This is a genomic window from Komagataeibacter saccharivorans (assembly GCF_003207825.1).
GTDB classification, from domain to species: domain Bacteria; phylum Pseudomonadota; class Alphaproteobacteria; order Acetobacterales; family Acetobacteraceae; genus Komagataeibacter; species Komagataeibacter saccharivorans.
This window is the reverse complement of record NZ_NKTY01000001.1, coordinates 334,377-359,800: the sequence shown is the minus strand read 5'-3', so window position 1 is coordinate 359,800 and position 25,424 is coordinate 334,377. Positions and strand designations below refer to the sequence as shown.

Genomic DNA, 25,424 nt, shown 5'->3' with positions numbered 1-25,424 from the left:
CCTGCTGAAAGAAACAGAAATGAAAGTCTGCCTTACGGGTGACAGCATCGTGCTGCGACGGTTGAATACGGATGTGGACCCGGTATGCGCGCCACTGTTCGACATGATCCGTGAATGTGACGCCTCGTTCACCAATCTTGAGATCATGCCCAGTGATTATCAGGGTGATCCGGCGCTGGATCATGGCGGGTCGCATTTCAGTGCGCATCCGTGGATTCTGGATGAACTGCGCACCGCCGGTTTCGACCTGTTCGCGGCGGCGACCAACCACTGTCTTGATTACAGTATTTCCGGCCTGCGGATTGCAATCGAAGAACTCAGGAAACGCGAACTCCTATATGCCGGTGTCGGACTGACACTGGAGGAGGCGCGTCGCCCCGCCTATTACAGCCATACCAGGGGTACGGTTTCGATGCTGTCGTGCTGCTCCACTTTTGCGCGCGGGCAGGAGGCTGCCGATCAGACGCGCAGCATGCAGGGGCGCCCCGGTCTCAACCCGCTGCATTTCACCACCACCTATCAGGTGCGGCCTGAAGAACTGGCCATGCTGCGCAGCGTTTCCACCGGTCTTGGTCTGGAAAAGATCAAGGAAGAACAGATCAAGCTGGGCTTTGGCTATCCCGCGCCCGAAGGCACGCTGACACTGGATGGCACCCGTTTTGTCGAAGGGCCGCAGACGCGCATCCTGACCACGCCCAATACCCGCGATGTGGAAGAAATCGGACGCTGGGTGCGCGAGGCGCGTGTTGTTTCCGATGTGGTGATCGTAAGCGTGCATACCCACGAAGTGGGTTATGACGAAGACGGGAATATAAGCTGGGAAAAGCCGGGTGCGTTTCTGGAAACCTTTGCACGTGAAGTCATCGATCAGGGGGCTGATATCGTGGTGTGCCACGGCCAGCATCTGCTCAAGGGGATGGAGCTGTACAAGGGAAAGCCGATTTTCTACAGCCTTGGCAACTTTATTGGCCAGAATGAACTGGTCGATATGCTGCCTGAAGATTCCTATACCTTCTACAAGGTGGATACCGACGTGACACCGCATCAGGTGTACAAGACCCGGACCCTTAACGATACGAAGGGCTTTCCTGCCGATCGGCGTTTCTGGGAAACGCTGCTGCCCGTGTGTGAATTCGATGGGAACGGCAATCTTGCGTCCATGGAAATCCATCCCGTCTCCCTCGGGCTGGGGCGCTCCGCCCACCGTCGCGGGCTGCCGTTCCTGGCGACGGGGGATGAGGCGCAGCACATCCTCACCCGTTTCGAGGATCTGTGTCGTCCTTACGGCACCCATTTCCGCCGCGAAGGGGAAAAGCTGGTTCTGGAACGGAGCTGAAAATCTTCTGCGTCGATAAGGCGTAAACAGAAACATTTTCTTGCGTGTGAAGTCATATATTCATGTTATTGCGCTAAAAAACCGCATGATATGAATACGTTATTTGTAACTTTGTGGTGTATTCATGGCTAATCCCTTCCATATTGCCTTCCCTGTCGATGATCTGGATGCCGCCCGGGCGTTTTACGGAACCGTTCTGGGGTGCCCGGAAGGGCGCAGCACGGATACGTGGATCGATTTCGACCTGTATGGCCATCAGGTTGTAACGCACCTGATCCCCGATGCCTGCCATTCCGCCGCAGGAAAAGGCAGCGGGGCGGTGGACGGGCATAATGTGCCCATCCCGCATTTTGGTGTCGTGCTGGACATGGATGACTGGAAAGCGCTGGCCGACCGGCTGCGTGCCCACGACATCGCATTCGGCATGGAGCCGACCATCCGTTTCGCCGGTCTGCCCGGTGAACAGGCCACCATGTTTTTCTGCGACCCTGCGGGCAATGCGCTGGAGTTCAAGGCGTTCGCGGACATGACCCAGCTTTTCACCAAGCAGTAAGGACCCCGTTATGGCCAGTTCCCTCATGTCCACCCAATGTCCCGCGCCGGTTCTGGACGCCGCTCTGGGGCAGCGGGTCTTCGCACGACTGCACGAAATCGGTTTTGACGGACGGGGCATGACGCGCCCGTCGTATGGGGAAGGGGAGAACCGCGCCCACGCCCTGTTCGAAAGCGTGGCATGGGAACATGGCCTTGAGGTCCGCCGGGACTGGGCTGCGAACCTGTTCATCACCATTCCGGGCCAGAAGCGCAGCCTGCCTGCCGTCATGACCGGCTCCCACGCGGATACCGTTCCGTGCGGTGGTAATTTTGATGGCGCGGCGGGTGCCGTGGCGGGGCTGCTGGTGCTGTGTGCATGGGCAAGGGCTGGCTACCGGCCCGAGCGGGACACGACGCTTATTGTCACCCGGGCGGAGGAGAGTGTCTGGTTTCCCATTTCCTATCTGGGCAGCCGGACGGCCTTTGGCCTGCTTGATCCTGCGTTGCTGGATACACCACGCAGCGATGACGGGATCAGCCTGCGTGAACACATGGTTGCTTGTGGCGCTCAGCCCGAACTGTGCGGCAGGGCGTCCGTGCTGAATGCGGCGGATATCGACTGTTTTGTAGAACTGCATATCGAACAGGGTCCGGTTCTGCTGGAAGCGGATGTTCCGGTGGGGATCGTGACCGGTATATGCGGCAGCACGCGCTATCGTTCCGCCGTCATTCATGGGCAGTACGCCCATTCTGGCGCCACGCCGCGGCGCTTCCGTTCCGATGCCGTCATGGCCGGGGCCAGCATGATGATGGCCCTGCATGAGGCATGGCGGCAGGTTGAGGCGGAAGGGGAAGAAATGACCCTGACCTTCGGCGTGTGCCAGACCGATCCCGCGCAGGCCAATTTCGCTGCCGTGCCGGGCAGGCTGGAGCTGGTCATCGACATCCGTTCGCGTAATGAGGACCTGCTTGAACGGATGAACGGACTGGTTATCGAACAGGCCCGGCGTGTCGAGAGCGACTTTAACGTAACCGTCGATCTGGGACCGCGCACGCGCAGCACCCCGGCCATCATGGATGCGGGGTTGCAGGCTGAAGCGGAAAAACTTGCCGCCAGCATGAACATCCCGGTCGTGTCGATGGCCAGCGGCGCGGGACATGACGCCGCAACATTCGCGGGGCAGGGCATTCCCACGGAAATGCTGTTCGTGCGCAATGAAAACGGCAGCCATAACCCGGACGAAAGCATGGAGTTCGATGACTTCCTGTATGGCGTAAGGCTGCTGGAACACCTCTTGCGTCAGCGCGCCAGCAGGCCCTGAAACGGGGGACGGGCGGTGCCCTGTGGCACCGGCCCCGTAATATGCACTGGCACCCTGATTTTATACCCGACGTGGAAATGGCATCATGAGCACCTGCTTCATAACGCAACCCATTCACCCCGAAGCGGTGCGGTTCCTGCATGAACAGGGATTCCGGACGCGTTTTGCCACCATGCCCACGATGGAAGCCGTCATTGCGGAGGTGGGAGATGCCGAGGCGGTCATAACCCGTGATCTTGGTTTCAGCGCCGAAGCGGTGGCGGCGGCCCCGGCGCTGCGTATCATCGCATGCCATGGTTCGGGCACCAACAGGATAGCAGTGGCGGCAGCAGCCAGGCGGGGTATTCCCGTCACCCGCGCGGTCGATGCGAACAGCCGCTCCGTTGCTGAAATGACCATCGCCCTCATGCTGGCGGGTGCGCGACGGATATGCCCAGCCGATGCGGCTGTCCGGCAAGGAAACTGGAGTTTCCGTTACGAAGGGGCGGGAACGGAACTGCATCGCAAGACCCTGGCCCTGGTCGGGTTCGGGGCGATTGCCCGTCATGTCGCGCAGATTGCGAGCCACGGTCTGGGCATGAAGGTCGTGGCGTGGTCTCCCAGCGTGCCCGATGATGTTTTTGCAGCCCATGACGTGGTGCGCGTTGCGTGTATCGAGGACCTGCTGATGCAGGCGGATGTGCTTTCCCTGCACCGTCCGGCATCAGCTTCCGGCCAGCCACTTCTGGACGCGAAGCATCTGGAACTGCTCCCCGGTCATGCCATTATCGTCAATACAAGCCGGGGCAGCGCCATTGATACGCGCGCACTGACTGAAATGCTGAAGGCGGGGCGGCTGGGGGCAGCGGCCCTTGATGTCCTGCCGCAGGAACCTCCGCTGCCAGATGAAGCGGCCCTTTCCTGCCCGGGCATGACCCTTACCCCCCATATGGGTGCGACGACGGAAGAAGCCCTGATCCGCATGGCCATGATGTGCGCGCACCAGATCATGGACTGTCTGGGCGGCAGGGTGCCTGCCCATATCGTCTCACCGCCTGCGTAAATCTCAAACGACTTCCCTGCGCCCGGTCAGAACCAGCTTCGTATACCGAAGCTGAAACGAAGCGATCCGCTATCCCCATGCTGGTCACGTACGATCCGGCGGGCCTGCGTAAGATAACCGTCATAGGTAACGGCCACGTAAGGCGCGAATTTCCGCCATATCTCGTAACGCAGGCGTAGCCCGGCATCGACATCGGACAGACCGGCGCCGACCTGGCGGGCTGGATCGGCCTTGGTGTACAGGTTGAATTCCGCCTGTGGCTGCAGGATGAGGCGATTGGTCAGCAGAAAGTCGTATGACCCTTCGATGCGGGTTGCAAACCGGCCCCGGTCACTGACATAGGCGGTGGCCTGAAATTCGAATTCATACAGTGCCAGTCCCTGCACGCCCAGTGCGCCCCATGTGCGTGTCGGGCCATCATCAATATCGGCGCGCACTCCGGTCTGCACATTGAAATAGGGGGAAATGGCCCGGCTGTAGAGCAGTTCATGGTCGCCATCGCCCAGCCTGCCGCGTTCCAGCGTGCCTTCGGATTTCAGCCATACCCTGTTGTAATCCGTGCCGTACCACGCTTCCCCATCCCAGCGGAAATCCGACCCGCCGGGGGCGTAACGTCCTTCGAATTCATCAAGAATGCCATGGAAATAGCTGGCCTGATCCATTACCGGCTTCATTCCGCCCAGATAGACAACCGGGGTGGATGTTGCGGCATCGGCGGCATGGTAGGTCGTGCCGGTAACAGCCTGCGCCAGCGCGGGTATGGGCAGGACCGAAAGCATGAAGGTCACGGCGCGCAGGATATGGTTCATGACACGATGACCGTGCGGAACATGCCCATCTCCATATGCAGCATGAGGTGGCAGTGATAGGCCCACATGCCCGGCACATCCGCCGTGACCAGATAACTCAGCCGCGACCCCGGCTGGGAAATGATGGTGTGTTTGTAGGGGCGGTATTCGTCCTGACCGTTTTCCAGTTCGCTCCATAATCCGTGCAGATGGATGGGGTGTTCCATCATCGTGTCGTTGATGAGGGTAAAGCGCACGCGCTCACCCAGCTTCAGGCGGATCGGACCTGATTCAGAAAACTTCCGTCCGTTGAACCCCCATATGTAGCGTTCCATGTTGCCGGTCAGGTGCATGATGATTTCGCGCGACGGGGGGCGTGGATCGGTTCCCGGTCGTGTGGCGCGAAGCTGCGTGTAATTCAGGACGCGACGCCCGTTATGTTCCAGCCCGTCACCGGGGCTGGCCAGACGGTCTGCCGGCATTCTGGCGACGTTCTGGTTTTCCACGTTCAGGGGCGGCGGTCCGGGGTCATCCACCTCCATGTGCGGGGCGCTCATATGGTCCATGGATGACATGTCCATGCCGTCCATATCGGCCATGTCGTCGTCTTTTTTCATGTCGGACATGTCCATGCCTTTCATGGAACCGCCGGGCTTCATGTCCCCCATGCCCATATCGATCATGGTGCGGACAGGGCGCGGGTCCATTGGTGGCACGGTGCCGCGCATGCCCGGCTGCGGGGCCAGCGTGCCGCGCGCGTAGCCCGTGCGGTCCTCGCTCTGGGCAAAGATCGTGTAGGCACGGCTGTCTTTCGGCTGGACAATGACATCATACGTCTCGGCCACGCCAATACGGAATTCATCGACCGGCACGGGTTCGACCGCATTGCCATCCGCCTGCACCACCAGCATTTCCAGACCCGGTATGCGCACATCGAAGAAGGTCATGGACGAACTGTTGATAAAACGCAGGCGCACCCGTTCACCGGGACGGAACAGGCCGCTCCAGTTCATGTCCGGCGCATGGCCGTTCAGCAGGTAGGTGTAGATGATGCCGGTCACATCTGAAATGTCGGTCGCGGCCATGCGCATGCGTGACCACGCAAGGCGGTCCTTCAGCGCAGCCATGGCGCTTCCCGCGGCACGGGCCTCCCGCGGGAAGGACGCGGCCGTGCGCTGGCGGAACACGTAATAGTCGTCCTGCATTTTCAGATTGCTCATGATGTCCGTCGGCGGGACATCAGTCCATTCCGACAGCACGATGACATAATCGCGGGTGCAGGCATGTGGGTCCGGCTGCACGGGATCAATCACGATCGCCCCATACAGGCCCTGCGCTTCCTGCATGCCGGAATGGCTGTGGTACCAGTAGGTGCCGCTTTGTCTTACGGGAAAGCGGTAGGTGAAGGTTTCCCCCGGCGGGATGCCGGTAAAGCTCAGTCCCGGTACGCCATCCATGTTGGCGGGCAGGCGGATACCATGCCAGTGCAGGGAGGTATCTTCATCGCGCAATGTGTTGGTGACGTTGATGGCGACCGTATCGCCCTCCCGCCAGCGCAGGATGGGAGCGGGCACGCTGCCCCCGATGCACGGTGCATGCAGGACCTTGCGGTCGATTTCAATACGGTTGCGGCCAACACTCAGGTTCCACGTCGCGCATGATGTAGCCGGGGGTATGCCGGCTGCCATCGTGCCTGCGTGTGACGGGCGGGGAAGGGCGGATACAAGCCCCCCTGCGCCAAGACCCGTGACAAAACGGCGTCGTGTCAGGCCGCCCCGCTTGCGGGACGGAATATGCATAGGGATAAATCCAGAATAAAGCTGTCAGGCGCTGCCATCCCGTCCGGGCGGCAGGACATGAAACGCGCCATATGGCGTTTAGCTGTTCTGGATTCTGGGTGGTCGCAGGGGCGGCAGCCAGTCGCCACCTGCGCGGTGCGTCTGCCTGTGGAATGCAAAATCCGGGCTGCCGGTTCCGGCCAGACCGGCAGGACGCAGCAAGGCGGCAGGCGATGACAGATCGGGCGCACAGACATGCACATGGCAGCACGGATCTTTATGATGCGCATGGTCTGTAGCAGGCGACGGCTGTTGATGGGAAAGGCAGTGTGTTTCCATCATCCCCGGGCAGTTGCCCGTTGCCGGATGCGCCTGGGCGGAAACGGGGACAGCACTGCCCAGCAGCCCCGCCAGCATAAGCAGGCAGGCCGCAATACCAATCAATATCCGGCCATGTGTCCTGACCATTCAGGGCTCCCGCGCACAGATGAACCATGTGCCTTTTGACCCCTGTTATACCCATGGGGGGCATGAGGAAAAGGGTTTTCTTGCCGTCCTTTCGGTAACGGGAGCGTGAAAAATGGTCTTGACGCATGGTTTTCCGAGCAGCCCGACTGTCCTGCCTGTATTGCGGCATGTTCCATGCTTGCCAAACCCGCACGACCGGAACAGGCTGTGACAGGGCGACTTTGCGGTGCGGGCCGGCAGCAGGGCGGGGAATGAAAGTGTCTTTTAAAAGGAATGTTCCCTCCATCAGCGCGCTTGTCACATTTGAGGCAGCAAGCCGCCTGCGCAGCTTTACCGCTGCCGCGCGTGAACTCGGCGTCAGTCAGGCCGCCGTCAGTCGGCAGGTCCGCCTGCTGGAGACCGATTTTGGCGTCCAGCTTTTCCATCGCGCCCATCGTGCGGTGGAACCGACTCAGGCCGGGGCACGACTGGGCCAGACGCTCAGCACCGCCTTCGATACGATCAGTCAGGACATAGACGCCATCCGCTCCCCCCGCGATGGGAATACGCTCAGCGTGGGTGGGTCGCTTGCTTTTACACAGTTCTGGCTCATGTCCCGCCTGCCGGAATTCCGTGAGCGTTATCCGGGGATCAGGATACGCGTCGTCTCGCAGGATGAACCCTTTGACCTGCGTACGGATGAAGTCGATGTCATGGTCAGGTTCGGCGTGCCGCCACTGGCGGGCGGACGGAGTGTCAGCAGCGTGGGGGATATGGTCTTTCCCGTCTGCGCGCCGGGTTTCATCAGGGCAGAGGAGACGCGCGGCCTGCATGACCTGCCCCTGATCGGGAGTGATGCGCCGGACCCGACATGGATGCAGTGGGGGCAGTGGTTCCGCCATGTCGGTCTGGACGGGCCGCCGCCGGGTGTGGCCCTGCACTGCAATCACTATACCGATGCGATCCTTGCCGCGATGGCGGGTCAGGGGGTGGCACTGGGCTGGGAACTGCTGGTCGCGGACCTTCTGCGTTCGGGCAAGCTGGTGCGGTTGGGGGAACTGGCTGTATCCTCGCCCGCCCATTACACGATCATGCTGCCTGAACACCGTGATACCCATCCGGTGGTGCATGATTTCGCGCACTGGCTGGCGGGCAGGCTGGACGCCGTGCCACTGCCCTGACTTTCCATAAATACAGGTTATGGATCGCGGGATTTTTTATGCCGTTGACGCAAAAGGTGGGGATACGCAGGCTCGTTACGATATCGTATCTCCATCAGGGACCAGATACCCATGCAAGGCCAGCAGACATCCATCCCCGCCCTCCTGCGTTCACGCAAGCCCGGCTTTACGCTTCCGGCGGACCTGTACTGCCGGTCAGATGTGTTCGATGCCGATATGGACGTGTTTTTTCACCGGCACTGGATATTTGTCGGTCTGGAATGCGACGTGCCGGAACCGGGTGATATCTACAGTGTCGATTTTGGCCCGACCAGTATCGTTCTGGTGCGTGGCGATGATGAACAGGTGCGGGCGTTTTACAATGTCTGTCGCCACCGGGGTGCGCGTATAGCCCCGCCGGGGCGTGATGTCGTGGGCAAGCTGGTCTGCCCCTATCACCAGTGGGTTTATGACCTGTCGGGCGATCTGGTGCATGCGCGTGATATGGGGGATGATTTTGACCATGCCTGCCATGGGCTGCGCCGCGTCAACCTGCGCAATATCGGGGGACTGCTGTTCGCCTGCCTGTCCGATGATGCGCCGTCCGATATTGCCGATCTTGAAACGACGATGCTGCCACGGCTGGCGCCATACGATCTGGCCCATGCGAAAGTCGCCTTCGAAGCCGACATCATCGAGGAGGGGAACTGGAAGCTGGTCATTGAAAACAACCGCGAATGCTATCACTGTGCTGCAAACCACCCCGAACTGTGTACGTCTTTCATCGCGCTTGATTTCGGTTACGACCCGGCAGGGCTGGAGGGCGCGGAGCGTGCGCAAGCGGACGCGCATGAAGCGCTTTACACAACCCGCATGACGGAATGGGAAGCGCAGGGCTTTCCGTCCCGTGCGGTGGAGCATGTAGCGGGCCATGTCACCAATTTTCGCACCCAGCGCCTGATGATGGCGGGGCCGGGTGAATCACAGACCCCCGATGGCCGTGCGGCATGCAGTCGTCTGCTTGGACATATGACGCGCAAGGATCTGGGGGATGTGCATCTGTGGACGCATAATTCATGGCATCACTTCATGGGGGACCATGCACTGTCCGTCATTGTGATCCCCCTGTCACCGGACCGGACGCTGGTGCGCACCAAATGGCTGGTCCATCAGGATGCGGTTGAAGGCGTGGATTATGACGTGGAAAACCTGACCGCCGTATGGAAGGCCACAAACGTGCAGGATGCGGAACTGGTCGGTCTGGCGCAGCAGGGGGTAAGCAATTACGGCTACCAGCCCGGTCCGTATTCCCGTTTTACCGAACAGCAGCTTGATACGTTCATGACATGGTACGTCGATCGCATGCAGGCCAATGGTTACTGATTACCTGTTGATGGAGTAATCTCGAAGTAGAGGGGTAATGTAACGGTCTTTCAGGGCTGCTGCATTACCCTGTCAGTCCGCTTTCAGCCGGTGGCGCATGGTGTTTGTCACCGGCTGGAAGTTTCATATCGGAACTGTTGCATCTTCATTTTAATCGTATAACATCTACCGTAAGGCATAAAGGCCGGTATGATTTTATAATATATGGTCCATTTCCCGATCATCTGCCGCTTCCTGCAGGTCGCGGTCCGGTACGGGACAGGTTATTTCGTTACCGAACCTATATGGAAGGTGCAGACATGAAGCTGAAAGACAAGGTCGCGGTTATTACCGGTGGCGCACAGGGACTGGGCCGCGCCTGCGCGGAACGCTTTATCGCGGACGGCGCAAAAGTCGTCATCGGGGATATCGCCGGTTCCGAAATGGCGCAGACGCAGGAAGACCTGGGTGGTGCCGATGTTATCCGGGCCGTCGAATGCGATGTCAGCAGGCGCGAAGAAATCGAACGTCTGATAGCCTGTGCCGTCGATGCCTTCGGTCGGGTTGACATCATGCTCAATAATGCAGGCATCGCCCGCGCACAGGATTTCCTTGATATTACCGAAGCCGATTACAACACGGTCATGGACATCAACCTGAAGGGGGCGTTTTTCGGCGCACAGATCGCAGCGCGCCAGATGATCGCACAGGGTGAGGGTGGGGTCATCATCAACATGTCCTCGGTCAACGCGCATCTGGCCATTCCCACCCTTGCGACCTATGCCATGTCCAAGGGCGGGATGAAGCAGTTGACCTCCGTCGCGGCGGTTGCGCTGGCACCACATAACATACGTGTCGTAGCCATCGGGCCGGGCACGATCCTGACGGAACTGGCGGCCAAGGCCGTATTCAGCAGCGATGCAGCGCGCCGTTCCGTCATGTCGCGCACGCCCGCCGGTCGGTGTGGCCTGCCGTCGGAGGTCGCATCCGTAGCCTCCTTCCTTGCCAGCAATGACGCATCCTACATCACCGGGCAGACCATCTATCCTGATGGTGGGCGGATGGTCCTTAACTATACAGTGCCCGTCGCCGACGCCTGACAGGTTTATATCGCCAGTCAGGGCCATGCAGGGTGGAGGGCTATATGTCGACGGATAAAGAGCGGGTACTGATTGCCGGTGGTGCCATCATGGGCAGCTTCGCCGCCTATTATCTGCGCAGGCTGGGTTTCGAAGGCGATATTACCGTTATCGAAGCCGATCCGACCTATGTCAGATCCTCTACCGCATTATCGGCTGCCTCCATCCGCACGCAGTTTGGCTGTCCCATCAATATCCATATGAGCCTGTTCGGGGCGGACCTGTTCAGGAATATCACAAAGGAATTCGGTCCCGATGCCGATATCGGGTTTGTGGAACGCGGCTATCTGATTATCGGGTCGGAAGCGCAGAAAGCGGCACGCAGCGCCGGTGTGGCGATGCAGAATGCCGAAGGGGCCCAGGTTGCCGCCCTGAACCCCGATATGGCCCAAAAACAGTTTCCGTGGCTGAACGTAAGCGATATTGGCATTGCCACCTACGGTCTTGCCAATGAGGGCTGGTTCGATGCCTGGTCCCTGCTGCAACTGGTGCGCTCGGCTGCCCGTCGCCTCGGTGTAACCTATGTCACGGGGCGGGTCGATGCGATTATGGTCCACGGCGCGCGGGTAACAGGCGTCAGAATGGATGATGGCACGGTCCTGCCTGGGCAGTGGTGCATCAATGCCACGGGGGCGACGGCAGCCCATATCGTTCGTGATGTATTGCCGCCTTTACCTGTTGAACCCAGAAAAAGGACGGCTTTTTCAATAAAGGCGCCCTTGGCGGCCGATAATTTTCCAATGCTGTTTGATGATTCCGGCGCATGGATCAGGCCGGAAGGGCAGGGCTTTATAGCCGGAATTGCACCGGATACGGCGGCGGACCCGGATGCGACGGGTGACTTTGAGCCGTCCTATGACCTGCTGGAAGATATACTCTGGCCAGCCCTTGCCCATCGTGTTCCCGCCCTTGAAAACCTGCGGATGGAACGGGCATGGGCCGGGCATTATGAAGTCAATACGCTGGACCATAACGCTATTATCGGACCGCATGATGAAATCGGTAATCTGTTTTTCATGAACGGGTTTTCCGGTCATGGCGTCATGCACGCCCCCGCCGCCGGGCGTGGTATCGCGGAGTGTATTCTGTGGGGGAAATATCAGACACTTGATCTGTCTCCGTTGGGAATGAAACGCATCCGTTCCGGCACCGCCCTGCATGAAACGGTTGTGTATTGAGGCGTCAACAGACGTGAAGGTGCAGGATTAATCGTTATACCGGGTATTAAATAGAAACTTTCCCGATTATTATATTCCAATTAGTATATGCAGTGATCCGTCATTTAACCCCTTATCAATAACCATATCGCTTTATTATGTACATCTATCCGACACCGCATTCATGGTGGGGTGTAGCCGGTCGCTGCGGGCTATCATGGCGCATCCGTTCAGGTATGATGGTGCCAGTGGCGAAGCAGTATGGGGTAAATCATATGGCAAAGAAAAAACGGCAGGCAAAAAAAGCCGCAGCAGCCTGCGTGCAGTGCGATGTGCAGCCCGAAACCAAAAAAGTCGAACAGCCCCATAAAAAAGCGCTGGTCAATCGTGTACGCCGGATTGAAGGTCAGGTCGGCGGCGTTCTGAACATGATTGAGGAAGACCGCTATTGCGTCGATATCCTTACGCAGATATCGGCAGTAAAATCGGCGCTGGACGGGGTCGCGGTCAAGATACTTTCAAACCACGCCCAGGGGTGTGTGCGCAAAGCCGTAATGGAAGACGGGGGCGAGGATGTTATTGGTGAACTGCTCGGGATCATACGGAAACTGATCCGCTAGGTTTGGGACGCCTGGATCTGAAGGCATATATCTGTTTCAGGCTCCGTATGGATGGTCGTCGGGTATTAAAGCATCATGTTGGTTAAGCGCAATCGCCTGCGCTGGCGTGATGCACCACAGATCGCATGAACATAAGGCTGCATGCTGTGATGGACATGAATGGGATGTCCCCCGAATTTCTGATCAGACTGCTGCTGTCACTTTTCCGGACAACTTTCAAAAAGTGCAACGGCTCCTGCCAGACAATGGTTATGACGCCAACTGGTTCCGGGATGCGCCGGAAGTCCGAAGAATCAAGCCATATATTCGGGATAACAAACCCGAAAAAATCCATCCGGTACAGACCCGGAAACCGGATTGGATAATGTCGGGCAGGTCAAAACTGACAGCCGGTTTCCCTTACATTGTGGCAGATCTCCAGCCCTTTTCTTCTGCGCGATCTGCTTCGTTGCTATCATTATGTTCTGGCCATGTGTCCTGCGTCTAACGACCCGTAGGAGCGGTAGAATCTGCAGCTAAATCCGGTACTGTGGTTCGTTTGTAATATTTTGTCCCAGGCGCATGCCAGAGCATCAGTTGCCGCCAGGTTTCAGGATAAACATCCTCGTGAAATGACGTCCTGGCATTCTTGAAAATACCGGTAGGGGGTATAAAATCAAAGACCGGCGCGTAAGGAGAGAAACAGTGTCACAGACCTTCAGTTTCCCCGTTGGTGGCATGTCCTGTACCGCCTGCGCCGCGCGTATCGAGAAGATTCTAAATCGTCAGGAGGGGGTGACGGCAGGCGTCAATTTTGCTGCCGCACGGGTGCAGGTGCAATTGGACAGCCCTGCCGCGTCCATTTCCAATATTGTCGCCGCCGTACGCAAGGCCGGTTTTACGGTGCCGGAAAGAAGTGTGGACCTGTCCCTTACGGGCATGAGTTGTACCACCTGTGCCGCCCGTATCGAGAAGATACTGAACCGGCTTCCCCTGGTGCAGGCGAGCGTGAATTTCGCGGCGGAACGGGCACATGTTGTTTTTATTCCGGGTCTCGTGCAGCCTGAAACCTTCATCGCCCGCATTGAAAAAGCCGGTTTCGGGGCGAAGCTGCTTGAAAACGGCATGGAACGGGATGAAGCCGCCCTGCGGGCAAAAGCATGGCGTGCCGAGCGTAATCAGTTTGCGCTTACCCTTGTCCTGTCGCTGCCTTTTTTTGTGGAAATGGTAGCAATGGCCTTTGGCTCCATGCACATGATGCCCGGCTGGCTACAGTTTGTTCTGGCGACACCGGTGCAGTTCTACTGCGCGCGCCACCTGTATCAGCGTGCGTGGAATGCCGTTCGGGGTGGTTCGGCCAATATGGATGTGCTGGTCGTTCTGGGCACCAGTATTGCCTATTTCTTTAGTGCTATAGTTACGGCATTCCATCTGCACCAGCCAATTTATTTTGAAGCCAGCGTTTCCATCATCACGCTGATTTCTCTTGGAAAGCTTCTGGAAACCCGCGCCCGTAACCAGACCAGCGCAGGTATCGAAAGCCTGCTGCGACTGCAACCCCAGATAGCACATGTGGAAAATGGGGATGCGGTGGTGGACCGTCCGGTTGCTGATGTAAGGACCAACGATATTTTCGTTGTCCGCCCCGGTGAAAGCATTCCTGTTGATGGCGTGGTTGTCAGCGGGATGTCGGATGTCAATGAAGCCATGCTGACGGGGGAAAGCGTACCTGTGCTGAAAAAGACCGCAGATGAGGTCTTCGGCGGCACCCTGAACACCAATGGCGCATTAAGGATAAAGGCGACGGGCGTGGGCGCGGATACCGCCCTTGCCCATATCGTCCGGATGGTGGAGCAGGCGCAGGGCTCAAAAGCCAGCGTGCAGCGTCTGGCGGACAGGGTATCGGGTATTTTCGTGCCCACGGTCGTCATGCTTGCGCTGCTGACATTCGTTGTCGGATGGCTGCTGACTGGTAATGCGACATGGAGCCTTGTTTCATCAGTTTCCGTTCTGGTTATTGCCTGCCCCTGTTCGCTGGGGCTTGCGACACCTACCGCAATCATGGTCGGCACAGGGCTGGGGGCACGTTCAGGTATCCTGTTTCGCAAAGCCAATGCGCTGGAGCGGGCGGAAAAGCTTACGACCATCATCATGGACAAAACGGGCACCCTTACCGAAGGCAGACCAACGGTCAGTGATGCGGAAGCGGCCGCCGGGGTGGAGACTGCTGGCTTCCTGTCCATCGCCTATACGCTGGAGAAGGATTCCGAGCACCCACTGGCGCGCGCCATTGTGGAATATGCCCTGGCGGCAGGTGCGTGCGAACGGACGGTGACGGGATTTCAGGCCATTCCGGGCATGGGAGTCAGTGGGCAGGTGGATAACAGGCTGGTCCGCCTTGGTTCCCCCCGTTTCCTGACCGAAGCAGGCATTACGCTGGACGATACCGTAATCGACCGCATGGAGCGTGAAGGGAAAACCGTAATCGCCGTTGCGGCGGACAGCCGTCCGCTTGGCTATGTCGGTCTGTCCGACCGCCTGCGCCCGGATGCGGTTGCAACTGTGGCGGCGCTGCATAAAGCAGGGATCAGGGTCGTAATGCTGACGGGCGATAACCAGCGTGCGGCAGCGGTTGTGGCTGCGCAGGTGGGAGTGGACGCATATCAGGCGGGTGTGCTGCCCCAGAACAAGGCGCAGGCCGTGGAAAAATACCGTGCCGCAGGGCAGGTGGTCGGTATGGTGGGGGATGGTATTAACGATGCGCCCGCCCTGGCTGCGGCCGATGTGGGTTTTGCTATTGGGGCTGGTGCGGCCATTGCTCTGGACACGGCGGATGTCGTGCTGATGAAAAGTGAACTGACCAGCGTGCTGGACGCCATTTCCCTGTCCCACGCCACGTTGGCCAAGATACGGCAGAACCTGTTTTTTGCTTTCATATACAATATTCTGGGCCTGCCATTGGCTGCATTCGGCATGCTCAACCCCATTGTGGCAGGGGCTGCCATGGCCATGAGTTCCGTATCGGTCGTCAGTAATTCGCTGTTGCTCAACCGGTGGAAACCGCAGTCGAATATGCAGCGCTGATACCATGGGCGGCGCTGCCCACAGTATCAGCCCGGTTCATAAGCACTACAGTAGCATGCAGGCACCCTGCCGTTACGGTTTGCGGAATTTCAGCGTCATGCGGTCGCTTTCGCCTATTGCATCATAGGCTGTCCGCTGTGGCGCTGTGGCAGCATCGCTTTTTCGCGTGGGCGGAAGCGACCATACACCGAAGGGATAATCTTTCGTATCCTTGGGGTTCGCATTGATTTCGGAACTGGCCTCAAGCATCAGCCCTGCCTTTGCCGCTGCCTGCACAATGGTTGCGACGGCAACATAGCCGTCCGAAGCATCCGGTTTCTGGGCACGGGGATCGGCGCGATGGTCTTCGACGGCAAAGATACCGTTGGCTTTCAGTACTGCGGCAACAGCGTGCATTGCCTCTGCGGTATAGCCATGCCTGATCCAGTTATGGATTTCCCGTGCACTGATGACCATGTCCGCCGTATCAGGTGCGCCTAAAGGTGCCTTGCCAGGGCTGAATGGCGCCATCTCGATATGGCCAAACCGCGCACTGTCGGCAAACGTCCGGGCAAAACTGTCGCGTGCCTGCTTTCCCGCATCAGGACCGGTATTTGGCAGTCCGGCGATATAGCGTCCACCCGTGCGGGCCAGATAGGGAGCAAGGATATAGGTCCAGTATCCGCCTGCCGGTTGCAGGTCGATGACCGTCATGCCCGGTTTCAGACCCCAAAACAGCAGAGACTGATATGGGTGACGCCATGGGTCACGATGCACCTGTTCGGCTGGCCGGTAAGGTGCTGCGATACAGTCGCGCAGAACGGCATCGTCATATGTCGTCGCGGCATGGGCGAAGCGTGCGCCAGATCCGACCAGCGGCATGGCCGCCGCGCCTGCGATCAGGAATGTACGCCGGTTGATGAGTCCCGTAAGGGAGTTACTGGTTGTGTCAGTCATGTCCGCCATCTCTGCTCTCTTTCGATACGCATCAGCGCGTAGCGGTAATGCAGCATGGGTGGTGGGAAGCGGCAAGGCGGGATCACGCTATCGCGTCCGCATTATGGTGATCCTTTCGTCAGCCGATGCTGCTGTGGGGCACGGTATGCCAAAAGGGGACAATCATAAAAATTCGTTTTTTGAACGCAATTAGTGTCGTGGCTGGAAAATCCCGGCCATGTTTTTATCAAAATTATATTTGTTTTCAGTTATTTGTTAATATTTTCCGCGTTGCTTCCCGCAAAATAAACATGACAGTACGGGTTGTTGACACATGTGTACGGTAGGGATAAGTCAAATAGACAGATACATCTGTCTGGAGCCTGGCCCATGTCGACCGATCCGCTTCTTCAGCCATACAAGTTAAAGCATCTGACCCTGCGCAACAGGATCATGATTACTTCCCATGAACCGGCGTATCCCGAAGACGGCATGCCGAAGGACCGCTACCGCCTCTATCATGTCGAACGCGCGAAGGCCGGCGTCGCCCTGACCATGACCGCAGGCTCAGCCGCCGTGTCACGTGATAGCCCGCCCGTTTTTAACAACATCCTTGCCTATAAGGATGAGGTCGTGCCGTGGATGAAGAAGCTGACCGACGAATGCCATGAACATGGCGCGGCGGTGATGATCCAGCTTACGCATCTGGGCCGACGCACACGGTGGGACAAGGGGGACTGGCTGCCTGTCGTCGCGCCGTCTCACAGCCGCGAAGCGGCTCACCGCGCCTTTCCCAAGCAGATCGAGGACTGGGACATCTCGCGCATCATCCGCGATTTTGCCGATGCTGCCGAACGCATGCAGGCCGCCGGTGTCGATGGTATCGAACTGGAGACGTACGGTCATCTGCTGGACCAGTTCATATCGCCCCTGACCAATACGCTGGAAGCCCCATATGGTGGCCCTGAACTCGATAACCGCATGCGTATGCTTATGGAAGTGGTGCAGGGCATGCGCCAGCGCGTGGGGAACGAATTCATTATCGGTATCCGCTACACGGTGGATGAGGACCTGCCCGGTGGCGTGGGCAAGGCGGAAGGGATCGAAATTGGCCGTCGCCTGAAAGCCAGCGGTCTGGTCGATTTCCAGAATATCATTCGCGGGCATATCGATACCGATCCCGGCCTGACGGATGTCATTCCCATTCAGGGCATGAAGAATTCGCCCTATCTTGATCTGGCGGGCGAAGTCCGTGCGGCGACCGGTTTCCCCACTTTCCATGCCGCCAAGATTCCCGATGTCGCGACCGCGCGCTACGCCATTGCCGCAGGCAAGGTGGATATGGTGGGCATGACGCGCGCGCACATGACCGATCCGCACATCGTGCGCAAGATCATGGCCCGGCAGGAAGATACCATCCGCCCGTGTGTGGGGGCCAATTACTGTCTCGACCGTATCTATCAGGGCGGGGCGGCCTTCTGTATCCACAACGCCGCGACGGGGCGTGAGGAAACGATGCCGCACGATATCGCCCCCGCGCCACAGCGGCGCAAGGTGGTGATCGTGGGGGCCGGCCCGGCCGGGATGGAAGCCGCCCGTGTCGCTGGTGCGCGCGGGCACGATGTGGTGGTGTTCGAGGCTGCCGAAAATCCCGGTGGCCAGATCCGCCTGACCGCGCAAAGTCCACGGCGGCATGAGATGATCAGCATCATCGACTGGCGCATGGCGCAGTGTGAATCCATGGGGGTCGCGTTCCGCTTTGGTACATGGGCGGAAGAGGAAACCATCATCGCGGAAAAGCCCGATGTGGTGATTATCGCGACCGGGGGGCTGCCGCATACGGAAGTACTGTCTACCGGTAATGATCTGGTGGTCTCGTCATGGGATATTATTTCAGGTGATGTAAAGCCCGGCAGCAATGTTCTGGTTTTTGACGATGCCGGGGACCATGCTGGCCTGCAGGCGGCGGAGGTGATTGCCGCTACGGGCGCGCATGTCGAAATCATGACCCCCGACCGCAGTTTTGCGCCGGAAGTCATGGCCATGAATCTGGTGCCCTACATGCGTAGCCTGCAGAAGCTGGATACGACCTTTACCGTAACCTATCGGCTGGACTCCGTGCGGCGTGATGGGAATGGCCTGATTGCCACGGTAGGTAGCGATTACGGTGGCGTATCGCAGGAACGCCATGTGGATCAGGTTGTCATCAATCACGGCACCATTCCGCTGGATGAACTGTATTTCGCGCTCAAGCCGCAATCCACCAACCTTGGCGCCGTGGATTACGAGCGGCTGATTGATGGCCAGCCGCAGCAGGATGTTGCCAATCCTGACGGGACCTTCGCCCTCTATCGCATCGGGGATGCGGTTGCCGCGCGGAATACGCATGCCGCGATTTACGATGCGCTGCGTCTGGTCAAGGATATCTGATCCCTGGGCGGGTGGGGCATGCCCCACCCCACCGGGAACGCAATGCCGGTTATAAGCCTGCCAATGTCATGCCCCGTCAGGGTTCATGCCGTTGGGGCCTGCGCGTGTTCTGTCGCGGCGGGCGTATAATTGTGACGGGCAAAAAAGCGCTCTAGGTCGCGCTTCTGCGGCGTGCGTCCCGTAAATATCTCGATATAATCGGACATGCGGCGCATGCGCGTATCCAGGCTTTCATGCGTGCGGCATGAAATATAGCCGATCTGTAGCAGGTAAATCGTCCGTGCGCGGGTTTCTGCTTCCCCCTGGCCATAGCCGAAGCGGGTGAACATATCAGCCAGCATGTCGATCCTTGTCGCATCGGTCTGGCTGATTTCCTGTGCAAGGGCCGTGCTTTGCAGACCCCAGCTACGGATGGCGAATTCAAACTGCGCATCGAACAGATTATTGTCGATCCAGCAGTCACACACATTCAGCGTGGCTTCAACAATGGTTTCCGCATAAGCCTGCGCCCGCGCGGCCAGCGCACCCGTATTCTTGGTGCGCCAGCGTTCGATCAGTGCCGAAAGCAGATGGTCACGATCCTTGAAATACCAGTAAAAACTGGTGCGTGACAGGTTGAGCTTACGGGCAAGCGGCAGGATGCGCACGGCATCGACGCCGGATTCAATCAGGGCGTCATAGGCTGTATCGAGCCAGATTTCTGGCGAGCCTCTCCATCCTGTGTCTTCTGGCGGGTGTGTCGTCATGCGCCCATACTAGCAACCGCCCGCACCTGAAACAACAAGCCCCGTATTTCAGAACTGACCGCTAAAGGTGGGGCGAGGCCGAAGGGACGTTCGTGCCTGTTCCGGTATGCTGGCCACAAGCCACCCGCTCATTCTTTTGTAATACGCACGCAGTATTATGTCATGGCTCGATGCCGCGTGGATCATATGGGCGCGTAACTTTCCTTGCCAACCGGGCATGGGGTATTGAACAGGGAAGGGATGTGATGACCATGCCCCATGTCCTGCTGGTATGAACTGGCGCGATTTACGCAAACAGATGCGGTATTATTATTGAAGGCGGCCTATCTGTTTTTGTGATCATCGGCAATAATACGATCGCCGTTCCACCAGTATTGTGAGTAGACGGTGCATGTGTATGATGCAGGGAAACCGGACGGTTCTGTCCCGGTTCCCACAGTGCAGGCTGGCACCAACTGATGCGGTCGTAAAAGTGGGGGGATACGGACCTGTCTGTCAGGCCCGAAGCCTTGCCATTTCCATTACGCGTGGCGCCTTGCAGCGACCGATCCGGAAGCGGGCGCGGGCCTGTGCTACGGCGGCTTCGAAAGTGGGCAGCATGTCGCCGTCCATCTGGGTTACGCGTTCGTGCATGGCGCGGAAGTTATAGGGTTCATCGGGACCGTTCTGGAAAACGATACCAACAAAAACACCATCGACTTCAATGACACTGGATTCAAACATGAGGCTGCTTCCTGCCTGTTTCAACAGGGGCGCGCGCTTTGGCGGCGCGCTCCATGCAGGCGCTATGCAGCAGTTACGGACGGTGTTGCAACAGGAAATAGATGAACTTTATATGACATGAAGCAATACGTTAAATACTGAACATTTCTACTTCGGTCTGTCATAAAAAATTCATACAAAATCATATCTGTTATTATTGCCAGTGCTGAACCGAAAAGCCTAATCCTGCTTCTGTGTTACGCATATCAGGAATTACATGATGGAACTTCCGTCAACCCTTACGGCCCGGGACGGAACCGCATTGGACAGGAATGCACGCGGACAGTACGGCGATATCATCTTTGGCATGATCGCGCGTCTGGCCGGGTGGTCGATCCTTCTTGTCATGGCGGGGATTGTCATTGTCCTTGTCCGGGGGGGATGGAGCGCTTTCTCCACTTTTGGTCCTGCCTTCATCACCAGCACGGCGTGGAATCCCATTTCACATAACTTTGGGGCCGCGACGTCCATATTCGGTACGCTGGCCACCACCGTGGTTGCCCTTGCCTTTGCCGTGCCTTTCGCCTTTGGCGTGGCTTTCTGGCTGGTGGAACTGGCCCCTGCAACGCTTGCCCGGTTTATCGAAACCGCCGTGCAGCTACTTGCGGCCGTGCCGTCCATCATTTTTGGTATGTGGGGTTTCTTTATCGTCGTGCCTTTCATGGCGCATTACGTGGAACCCGTGCTGACACATTATCTGGGCCATGTGCCCGGTATCGGCCTGCTGTTCCATGGCGCGCCCTATGGCACCGGCCTGCTGAGCGGCGGGCTGATCCTGGCGATCATGGTCACGCCTTTCATCTGTTCGGTCATGACGGACGTGTTCGTCTCCATCCCTGCCGTGCTGAAGGAAAGCGCTTTCGGACTTGGCGCCACGCGGTGGGAAGTCATGCGCAAGATCGTGCTGCCATGGTCGCGTCAGGCAGTGATGGGCGGCATCATGCTGGGTACGGGCCGCGCACTGGGCGAGACGATGGCCGTAACCTTCGTGATCGGTAACAGCAACCATCTCGGCTGGTCGCTTTTCGCGCCAGGCAACACCATCGCATCCCTGATCGCTCTTGAATTTCCCGAAAGCGCCGCAGGCAGTCTCAAGCTGTCCGCACTGCTGGCGCTCGGCGCGATCCTGATGGTCATTTCATTCATCACCCTGGCCTGTTCGCGCATTTTCCTGCGGCGCGGCATTCCGGGTTAAGGGAAGGGCGCAGAATGTCAGTCCAGAAAACGTCACCCGCCGTGGGGGATGGGTGGCAACGTGGCGGGGCGCAGGCCGTGCGACGCAGGGTGGTGGAACGGCTGGTCAGCGTGCTGTGTTACGTGGCGACGATGGTTGTGCTGTTCCTGCTGTTTTCCATTTTATGGACACTGGTGGTCCGGGGTGGGGCAGGGCTGTCGCTTTCCACCTTCATCCACAGCACGGCAGCGCCGGGCAGCGGCGGGGGGCTGGCCAATGCCATCATGGGCAGTTGCGAACAGACCGGCCTTGCAGCTCTGATCGGCACGCCCGTTGGCATGATGATCGGCATCTACCTGTCGGAATTCGATCAGGACGGGCGGATTGTCTCCCTCGTTCGCTTCGTGTCGGACATGCTGCTGTCGGTGCCGTCCATTCTGGTCGGCCTGTTCATCTACCTGATCGTGGTGGAACCGGCGGGGCATTTTTCAGGCATGGCGGGTACGCTGGCGCTTGCCGTCCTGTTCGTACCGATCGTGGTGCGCACGACCGAGGACATGCTGCGCCTTGTACCCCGCGCCATGCGTGAAGCGGCTTACGCGCTGGGTGCTCCTGGCTGGCGGGTGATCCTGAGCATATGCCTGCGTTCGGCGCGTGGCGGCATCATGACCGGTGTTCTTCTGGCGCTGGCACGCATATCGGGTGAGACGGCGCCGCTTCTTTTCACATCCCTTGGTAACCTGAACTGGTCCACCAGCCTTAACGAGCCGATGGCGAGCCTGCCGGTCACGATCTACCAGTATGCCGGTTCGGCATATGATGACTGGGTGCGGCTGGCATGGACGGGCGCGTTGCTGATTACGGTCGCGGTTCTGGCAACAAACATCGTCGCCCGCTGGTGGCTCACGCGCAACGGATCTGCACAACAATGAATAAAATCATCATGGATGACAGTATGGTCGGCAATACCGCCGTATCGGCGCTGGCTATCAGCAATCTCGATTTCTGGTACGGTACCAACCACGCGCTGAAGAACATATCGCTCGATTTCCCCCTGCGGCAGGTAACGGGCATGATCGGGCCATCGGGGTGTGGCAAGTCGACGCTGCTGCGCGTGCTCAACCGCATGTACGACCTGTATCCGGGCCAGCGCGCGACGGGGCAGGTGCTGTTTGATGGCCGCAACATCCTTTCCCCCGGCGTGGATGTGAACGTGCTGCGCTCACGCATTGGCATGGTGTTCCAGAAGCCGACGCCATTTCCCATGTCCATTTATGACAACATTGCCTTTGGCGTGCATCTGCACGAACGTATTTCGCGTGCCGATCTGGACCAGCGCGTGGAGAGCGTGCTCAGGCGTGTCGCCCTGTGGAACGAGGTCAAGGACAGGCTCAATACATCCGCCGCCGCCCTGTCCGGCGGACAGCAGCAGCGTCTGTGCATCGCGCGGACGATCGCGACCCGGCCGGAGGTGATCCTGCTGGATGAACCGACCAGCGCGCTGGACCCGATCTCCACCGCCCGGATCGAGGAACTGCTTGATGAACTCAAGCAGGAGTTTTCAATTGCGATCGTGACCCACAACCTTCAGCAGGCTGCGCGCTGTGCCGATCGTGTGGCGTTTTTCTACATGGGCGAATTGGTGGAAGTCGATACGGCTGACCGCATGTTTACCGCCCCCCAGGCCAAACGCACCCAGGATTATATTACCGGCCGCTTTGGCTGAGAGCGAAAGTCGTGACGATGCCCAATGAAACGCTACACACGGTCCATAGCTACGAACAGGAACTCGAACACCTGCGCCTGCTGGTCAACAAGATGGGCGGCCTGGCGGAACGGCAGGTGGCCCAGGCCATCATCGCCGTGGTCGATCATGATGAGGCCGCGGCCCTTGATGCCCCCGAAATGGACCCGCAGGTAGATGAACTGGAACGTGAGACGGAAGCACTGGTAATCCGCCTGCTGGCGCTGCGCGCGCCCATGGCGGGTGACCTGCGTGAGGTTGTCGCGGCCCTGAAGATATCGGGCGATCTGGAGCGGATCGGTGACTGTGCCGCCAGCATTGCGCGCCGGGCCATGCGCAGCGAACTGCTATCCTGTCCCATCTCTGTTACCGGTCTGCGCAGCATGGGACGGCTGGTGCAGGACAACCTGCGTCGTACGATTGATGCGATGGACCAGCGCGATCCCGAACTGGCGCGCATCGTCTGGCAGTCCGATACGGCGGTGGATGAACTCTATACCGCCATGTTCCGTGAACTGGTCACCTATATGATGGAAGACCCCCGCAATATCGGGCCCTGCACGCATCTTCTGTTCATTGCCAAGAACCTTGAACGTATTGGTGACCATGCCACCAACATTTCGGAACGCGTATATTATGCCGTAACAGGCCATATCCTGCCGATCGTGCGCCCACGCGGCGGTACGTTTGATTGACAGGCCGACCCGGCGGAACTGATGGCCAGTCCATGAAAATCACGCTACAGACAGCAGATTGTGATTGATGGCTGCCCGCGAATGCCGTCGGCCCCATCGGGCAGCCTGCTGACAGTCAGGGCTGGATGGTGCTGGCGGGAGGGTAGCCAGAATCAGGATATTCTTCGTTAGCCGCACCATCTGCCTGTCTGGTCATTTCCTGAATCGGAGAGCGAAATGACCGGACGACAGAAAGAGTGTTATTCCATATTGTAAAATAAAAATTAGCATCCATCGCGGCAGTCTGGGTGACGTGCAGGTGAAACGCATGTCAACCTGGCAGGGAAGCCCCTGCGATGCTGCTGTTTCAGCCCCTTAATACCCGCCAGCAGCACGAAATGCTGGCCATATGGTATTGCAAATCATGTCTGGACCGCCCGTTCAGGCAGCATTTCTGGTGTACGTGAAGCTGCCATTCGTTAATGTGGGGGCACAGAGCTTGCGGTGTTACGTCCCGGGGCGGTATCGATGGGGCATTATTCACCCCGCGCAGCCATGCCTGTTTTCCGGCATTCCGGCTGGATCAGCATGCATGAGAGGCACCATATGGCTGCGGACCGGTCATGTTTCCCCACCAACATCCATCTTGCGTCCCCAAACGCCATGCGGATGCGTCGTGCCCTGCGCATGTCGCGCCGTGACATGCTGCTTGGGGCCATGGGGGCGGCCGTGGTGGCTCTCGGTGCCAGCCGGCCGGGCTTTGCCGCGACGGAGGAGGCGGACCCCGTTGTTCCCCTGTTCCTTGCCGTGTCGCGGCGCCTGACCGATCGTGACGTGCTGGACCCGCAGATCAGTCACGCCCTTTACGCGGGCATCATTCATGCCAATCCCGAACGGCGCGAGCAGATACACAAACTGCATGACCTGATGGCGTCCGGCAGTTTCGCCAGCGCCCGGGCGCTGGCCAGCGCCGCCGAACATAGCGATCCGGTTTTCAAGGATGTCATCCATGAAATCATGACCGGCTGGTACCGCGGCGTCGCGGACCAGAAGGTCGTGGTCTATCGTTCGGCGCTGATGTTCGACATCACCAAGGACGCGGTCTATCCCAAGACCTATGCGGCGGGTGGTCCGTTCTACTGGACCCAGACCCCGCCGGAGGTGGCCGTTCCCACCGGCGAACCCGCCCTTTCGCCGTCCAGATTTGTTGTAGAACCCACCTGATAGCCGG

22 protein-coding genes are annotated in these 25,424 nt (G+C 58.7%); 16 read left to right on the top strand and 6 right to left on the bottom strand.

The genetic code is table 11. The features are described from left to right. The first annotated feature begins 19 nt into the window (after positions 1-19). The 4 genes from CFR79_RS01670 to CFR79_RS01655 all read left to right on the top strand — a co-directional run bounded on the left by CFR79_RS01670 (position 20) and on the right by CFR79_RS01655 (position 4,234). Positions 20-1,336 (top strand): CapA family protein, encoded by a 1,317-nt coding sequence (locus CFR79_RS01670; RefSeq protein WP_110546699.1) that lies wholly within the window; start codon positions 20-22, stop codon positions 1,334-1,336. A 124-nt stretch (positions 1,337-1,460) separates the two neighbouring features. Next, positions 1,461-1,889, top strand: coding sequence for a VOC family protein (locus tag CFR79_RS01665; RefSeq protein ID WP_102323070.1), 429 nt, complete (start codon positions 1,461-1,463; stop codon positions 1,887-1,889). A 10-nt stretch (positions 1,890-1,899) separates the two neighbouring features. Further along, positions 1,900-3,192 (top strand): Zn-dependent hydrolase, encoded by a 1,293-nt coding sequence (locus CFR79_RS01660; protein ID WP_258373349.1) that lies wholly within the window; start codon positions 1,900-1,902, stop codon positions 3,190-3,192. Between the two features lie 85 nt (positions 3,193-3,277). Beyond that, positions 3,278-4,234 carry an NAD(P)-dependent oxidoreductase gene (locus CFR79_RS01655; protein WP_110546698.1) on the top strand — a complete coding sequence of 319 codons (957 nt, stop codon included), beginning with the start codon at positions 3,278-3,280 and terminating at the stop codon, positions 4,232-4,234. Positions 4,235-4,260: 26 nt separating this feature from the next. Here CFR79_RS01655 and CFR79_RS01650 read toward each other — a convergent pair whose 3' ends face one another. The 3 genes from CFR79_RS01650 to CFR79_RS01640 all read right to left on the bottom strand — a co-directional run bounded on the left by CFR79_RS01650 (position 4,261) and on the right by CFR79_RS01640 (position 7,268). Then, positions 4,261-5,013, bottom strand: coding sequence for a copper resistance protein B (locus CFR79_RS01650; protein ID WP_258373359.1), 753 nt, complete (start codon positions 5,011-5,013; stop codon positions 4,261-4,263). A gap of 26 nt (positions 5,014-5,039) precedes the next feature. Further along, entirely contained in the window at positions 5,040-6,821 is a 1,782-nt protein-coding gene (locus tag CFR79_RS01645; RefSeq protein ID WP_110546694.1) for a copper resistance system multicopper oxidase, read from the bottom strand. A 78-nt stretch (positions 6,822-6,899) separates the two neighbouring features. Next, entirely contained in the window at positions 6,900-7,268 is a 369-nt protein-coding gene (locus CFR79_RS01640) for a hypothetical protein (protein ID WP_146220110.1), read from the bottom strand. Between the two features lie 257 nt (positions 7,269-7,525). Here CFR79_RS01640 and CFR79_RS01635 point away from each other — a divergent pair, with 257 nt between their 5' ends. The 6 genes from CFR79_RS01635 to CFR79_RS01605 all read left to right on the top strand — a co-directional run bounded on the left by CFR79_RS01635 (position 7,526) and on the right by CFR79_RS01605 (position 15,748). Continuing rightward, on the top strand, positions 7,526-8,428 hold the full coding sequence (locus tag CFR79_RS01635; RefSeq protein WP_181417328.1) for a LysR substrate-binding domain-containing protein: 903 nt from the start codon (positions 7,526-7,528) through the stop codon (positions 8,426-8,428). A gap of 111 nt (positions 8,429-8,539) precedes the next feature. Then, positions 8,540-9,790 (top strand): aromatic ring-hydroxylating oxygenase subunit alpha, encoded by a 1,251-nt coding sequence (locus tag CFR79_RS01630; RefSeq protein WP_102323076.1) that lies wholly within the window; start codon positions 8,540-8,542, stop codon positions 9,788-9,790. Positions 9,791-10,089: 299 nt separating this feature from the next. Next, complete coding sequence (locus CFR79_RS01625; RefSeq protein ID WP_110546758.1) at positions 10,090-10,869, top strand: SDR family NAD(P)-dependent oxidoreductase; 780 nt, start codon at positions 10,090-10,092, stop codon at positions 10,867-10,869. A gap of 44 nt (positions 10,870-10,913) precedes the next feature. Further along, complete coding sequence (locus tag CFR79_RS01620) at positions 10,914-12,086, top strand: NAD(P)/FAD-dependent oxidoreductase (RefSeq protein ID WP_110546688.1); 1,173 nt, start codon at positions 10,914-10,916, stop codon at positions 12,084-12,086. A gap of 254 nt (positions 12,087-12,340) precedes the next feature. Next, entirely contained in the window at positions 12,341-12,685 is a 345-nt protein-coding gene (locus CFR79_RS01615; RefSeq protein WP_110546757.1) for a metal-sensitive transcriptional regulator, read from the top strand. Between the two features lie 684 nt (positions 12,686-13,369). After that, the gene (locus CFR79_RS01605; protein WP_110546684.1) at positions 13,370-15,748 is read left to right on the top strand and encodes a heavy metal translocating P-type ATPase; all 2,379 of its coding nucleotides are present in this window, start codon (positions 13,370-13,372) and stop codon (positions 15,746-15,748) included. A 72-nt stretch (positions 15,749-15,820) separates the two neighbouring features. On the opposite strand, the gene CFR79_RS01600 is transcribed toward CFR79_RS01605, so the two are convergent. Further along, on the bottom strand, positions 15,821-16,684 hold the full coding sequence (locus CFR79_RS01600) for a class I SAM-dependent methyltransferase (protein WP_220030195.1): 864 nt from the start codon (positions 16,682-16,684) through the stop codon (positions 15,821-15,823). Positions 16,685-17,053: 369 nt separating this feature from the next. Between CFR79_RS01600 and CFR79_RS01595 the strand changes: the two genes are divergently transcribed. Further along, complete coding sequence (locus CFR79_RS01595) at positions 17,054-19,093, top strand: NADH:flavin oxidoreductase (RefSeq protein ID WP_110546682.1); 2,040 nt, start codon at positions 17,054-17,056, stop codon at positions 19,091-19,093. A gap of 83 nt (positions 19,094-19,176) precedes the next feature. Here the strand turns inward: CFR79_RS01595 and CFR79_RS01590 are convergent, their stop codons facing one another. Both CFR79_RS01590 and CFR79_RS01585 read right to left on the bottom strand, forming a co-directional pair. After that, positions 19,177-19,839 (bottom strand): TetR/AcrR family transcriptional regulator, encoded by a 663-nt coding sequence (locus CFR79_RS01590; protein ID WP_110546681.1) that lies wholly within the window; start codon positions 19,837-19,839, stop codon positions 19,177-19,179. Positions 19,840-20,334: 495 nt separating this feature from the next. After that, complete coding sequence (locus tag CFR79_RS01585) at positions 20,335-20,562, bottom strand: hypothetical protein (RefSeq protein WP_102323082.1); 228 nt, start codon at positions 20,560-20,562, stop codon at positions 20,335-20,337. A 256-nt stretch (positions 20,563-20,818) separates the two neighbouring features. On the opposite strand from CFR79_RS01585, the gene pstC reads away from it, so the two are divergent. From pstC to CFR79_RS01560, 5 genes are all read left to right on the top strand, one after another. Then, positions 20,819-21,796, top strand: coding sequence for a phosphate ABC transporter permease subunit PstC (gene pstC, locus CFR79_RS01580; protein ID WP_102323083.1), 978 nt, complete (start codon positions 20,819-20,821; stop codon positions 21,794-21,796). A gap of 14 nt (positions 21,797-21,810) precedes the next feature. Further along, positions 21,811-22,707, top strand: a complete 897-nt coding sequence (gene pstA, locus CFR79_RS01575) for a phosphate ABC transporter permease PstA (RefSeq protein WP_102323084.1) — start codon at positions 21,811-21,813, stop codon at positions 22,705-22,707. Further along, positions 22,704-23,501: a phosphate ABC transporter ATP-binding protein PstB gene (gene pstB, locus CFR79_RS01570; RefSeq protein ID WP_102323085.1), complete on the top strand. Its 798-nt coding sequence runs from the start codon at positions 22,704-22,706 to the stop codon at positions 23,499-23,501. The genes pstA and pstB overlap by 4 nt, the downstream gene beginning before the upstream one ends. 17 nt (positions 23,502-23,518) lie before the next feature. Further along, positions 23,519-24,214, top strand: a complete 696-nt coding sequence (gene phoU, locus CFR79_RS01565; protein WP_102323086.1) for a phosphate signaling complex protein PhoU — start codon at positions 23,519-23,521, stop codon at positions 24,212-24,214. Between the two features lie 567 nt (positions 24,215-24,781). Then, complete coding sequence (locus CFR79_RS01560) at positions 24,782-25,417, top strand: sorbitol dehydrogenase family protein (RefSeq protein ID WP_408884552.1); 636 nt, start codon at positions 24,782-24,784, stop codon at positions 25,415-25,417. Positions 25,418-25,424 lie beyond the last annotated feature (7 nt).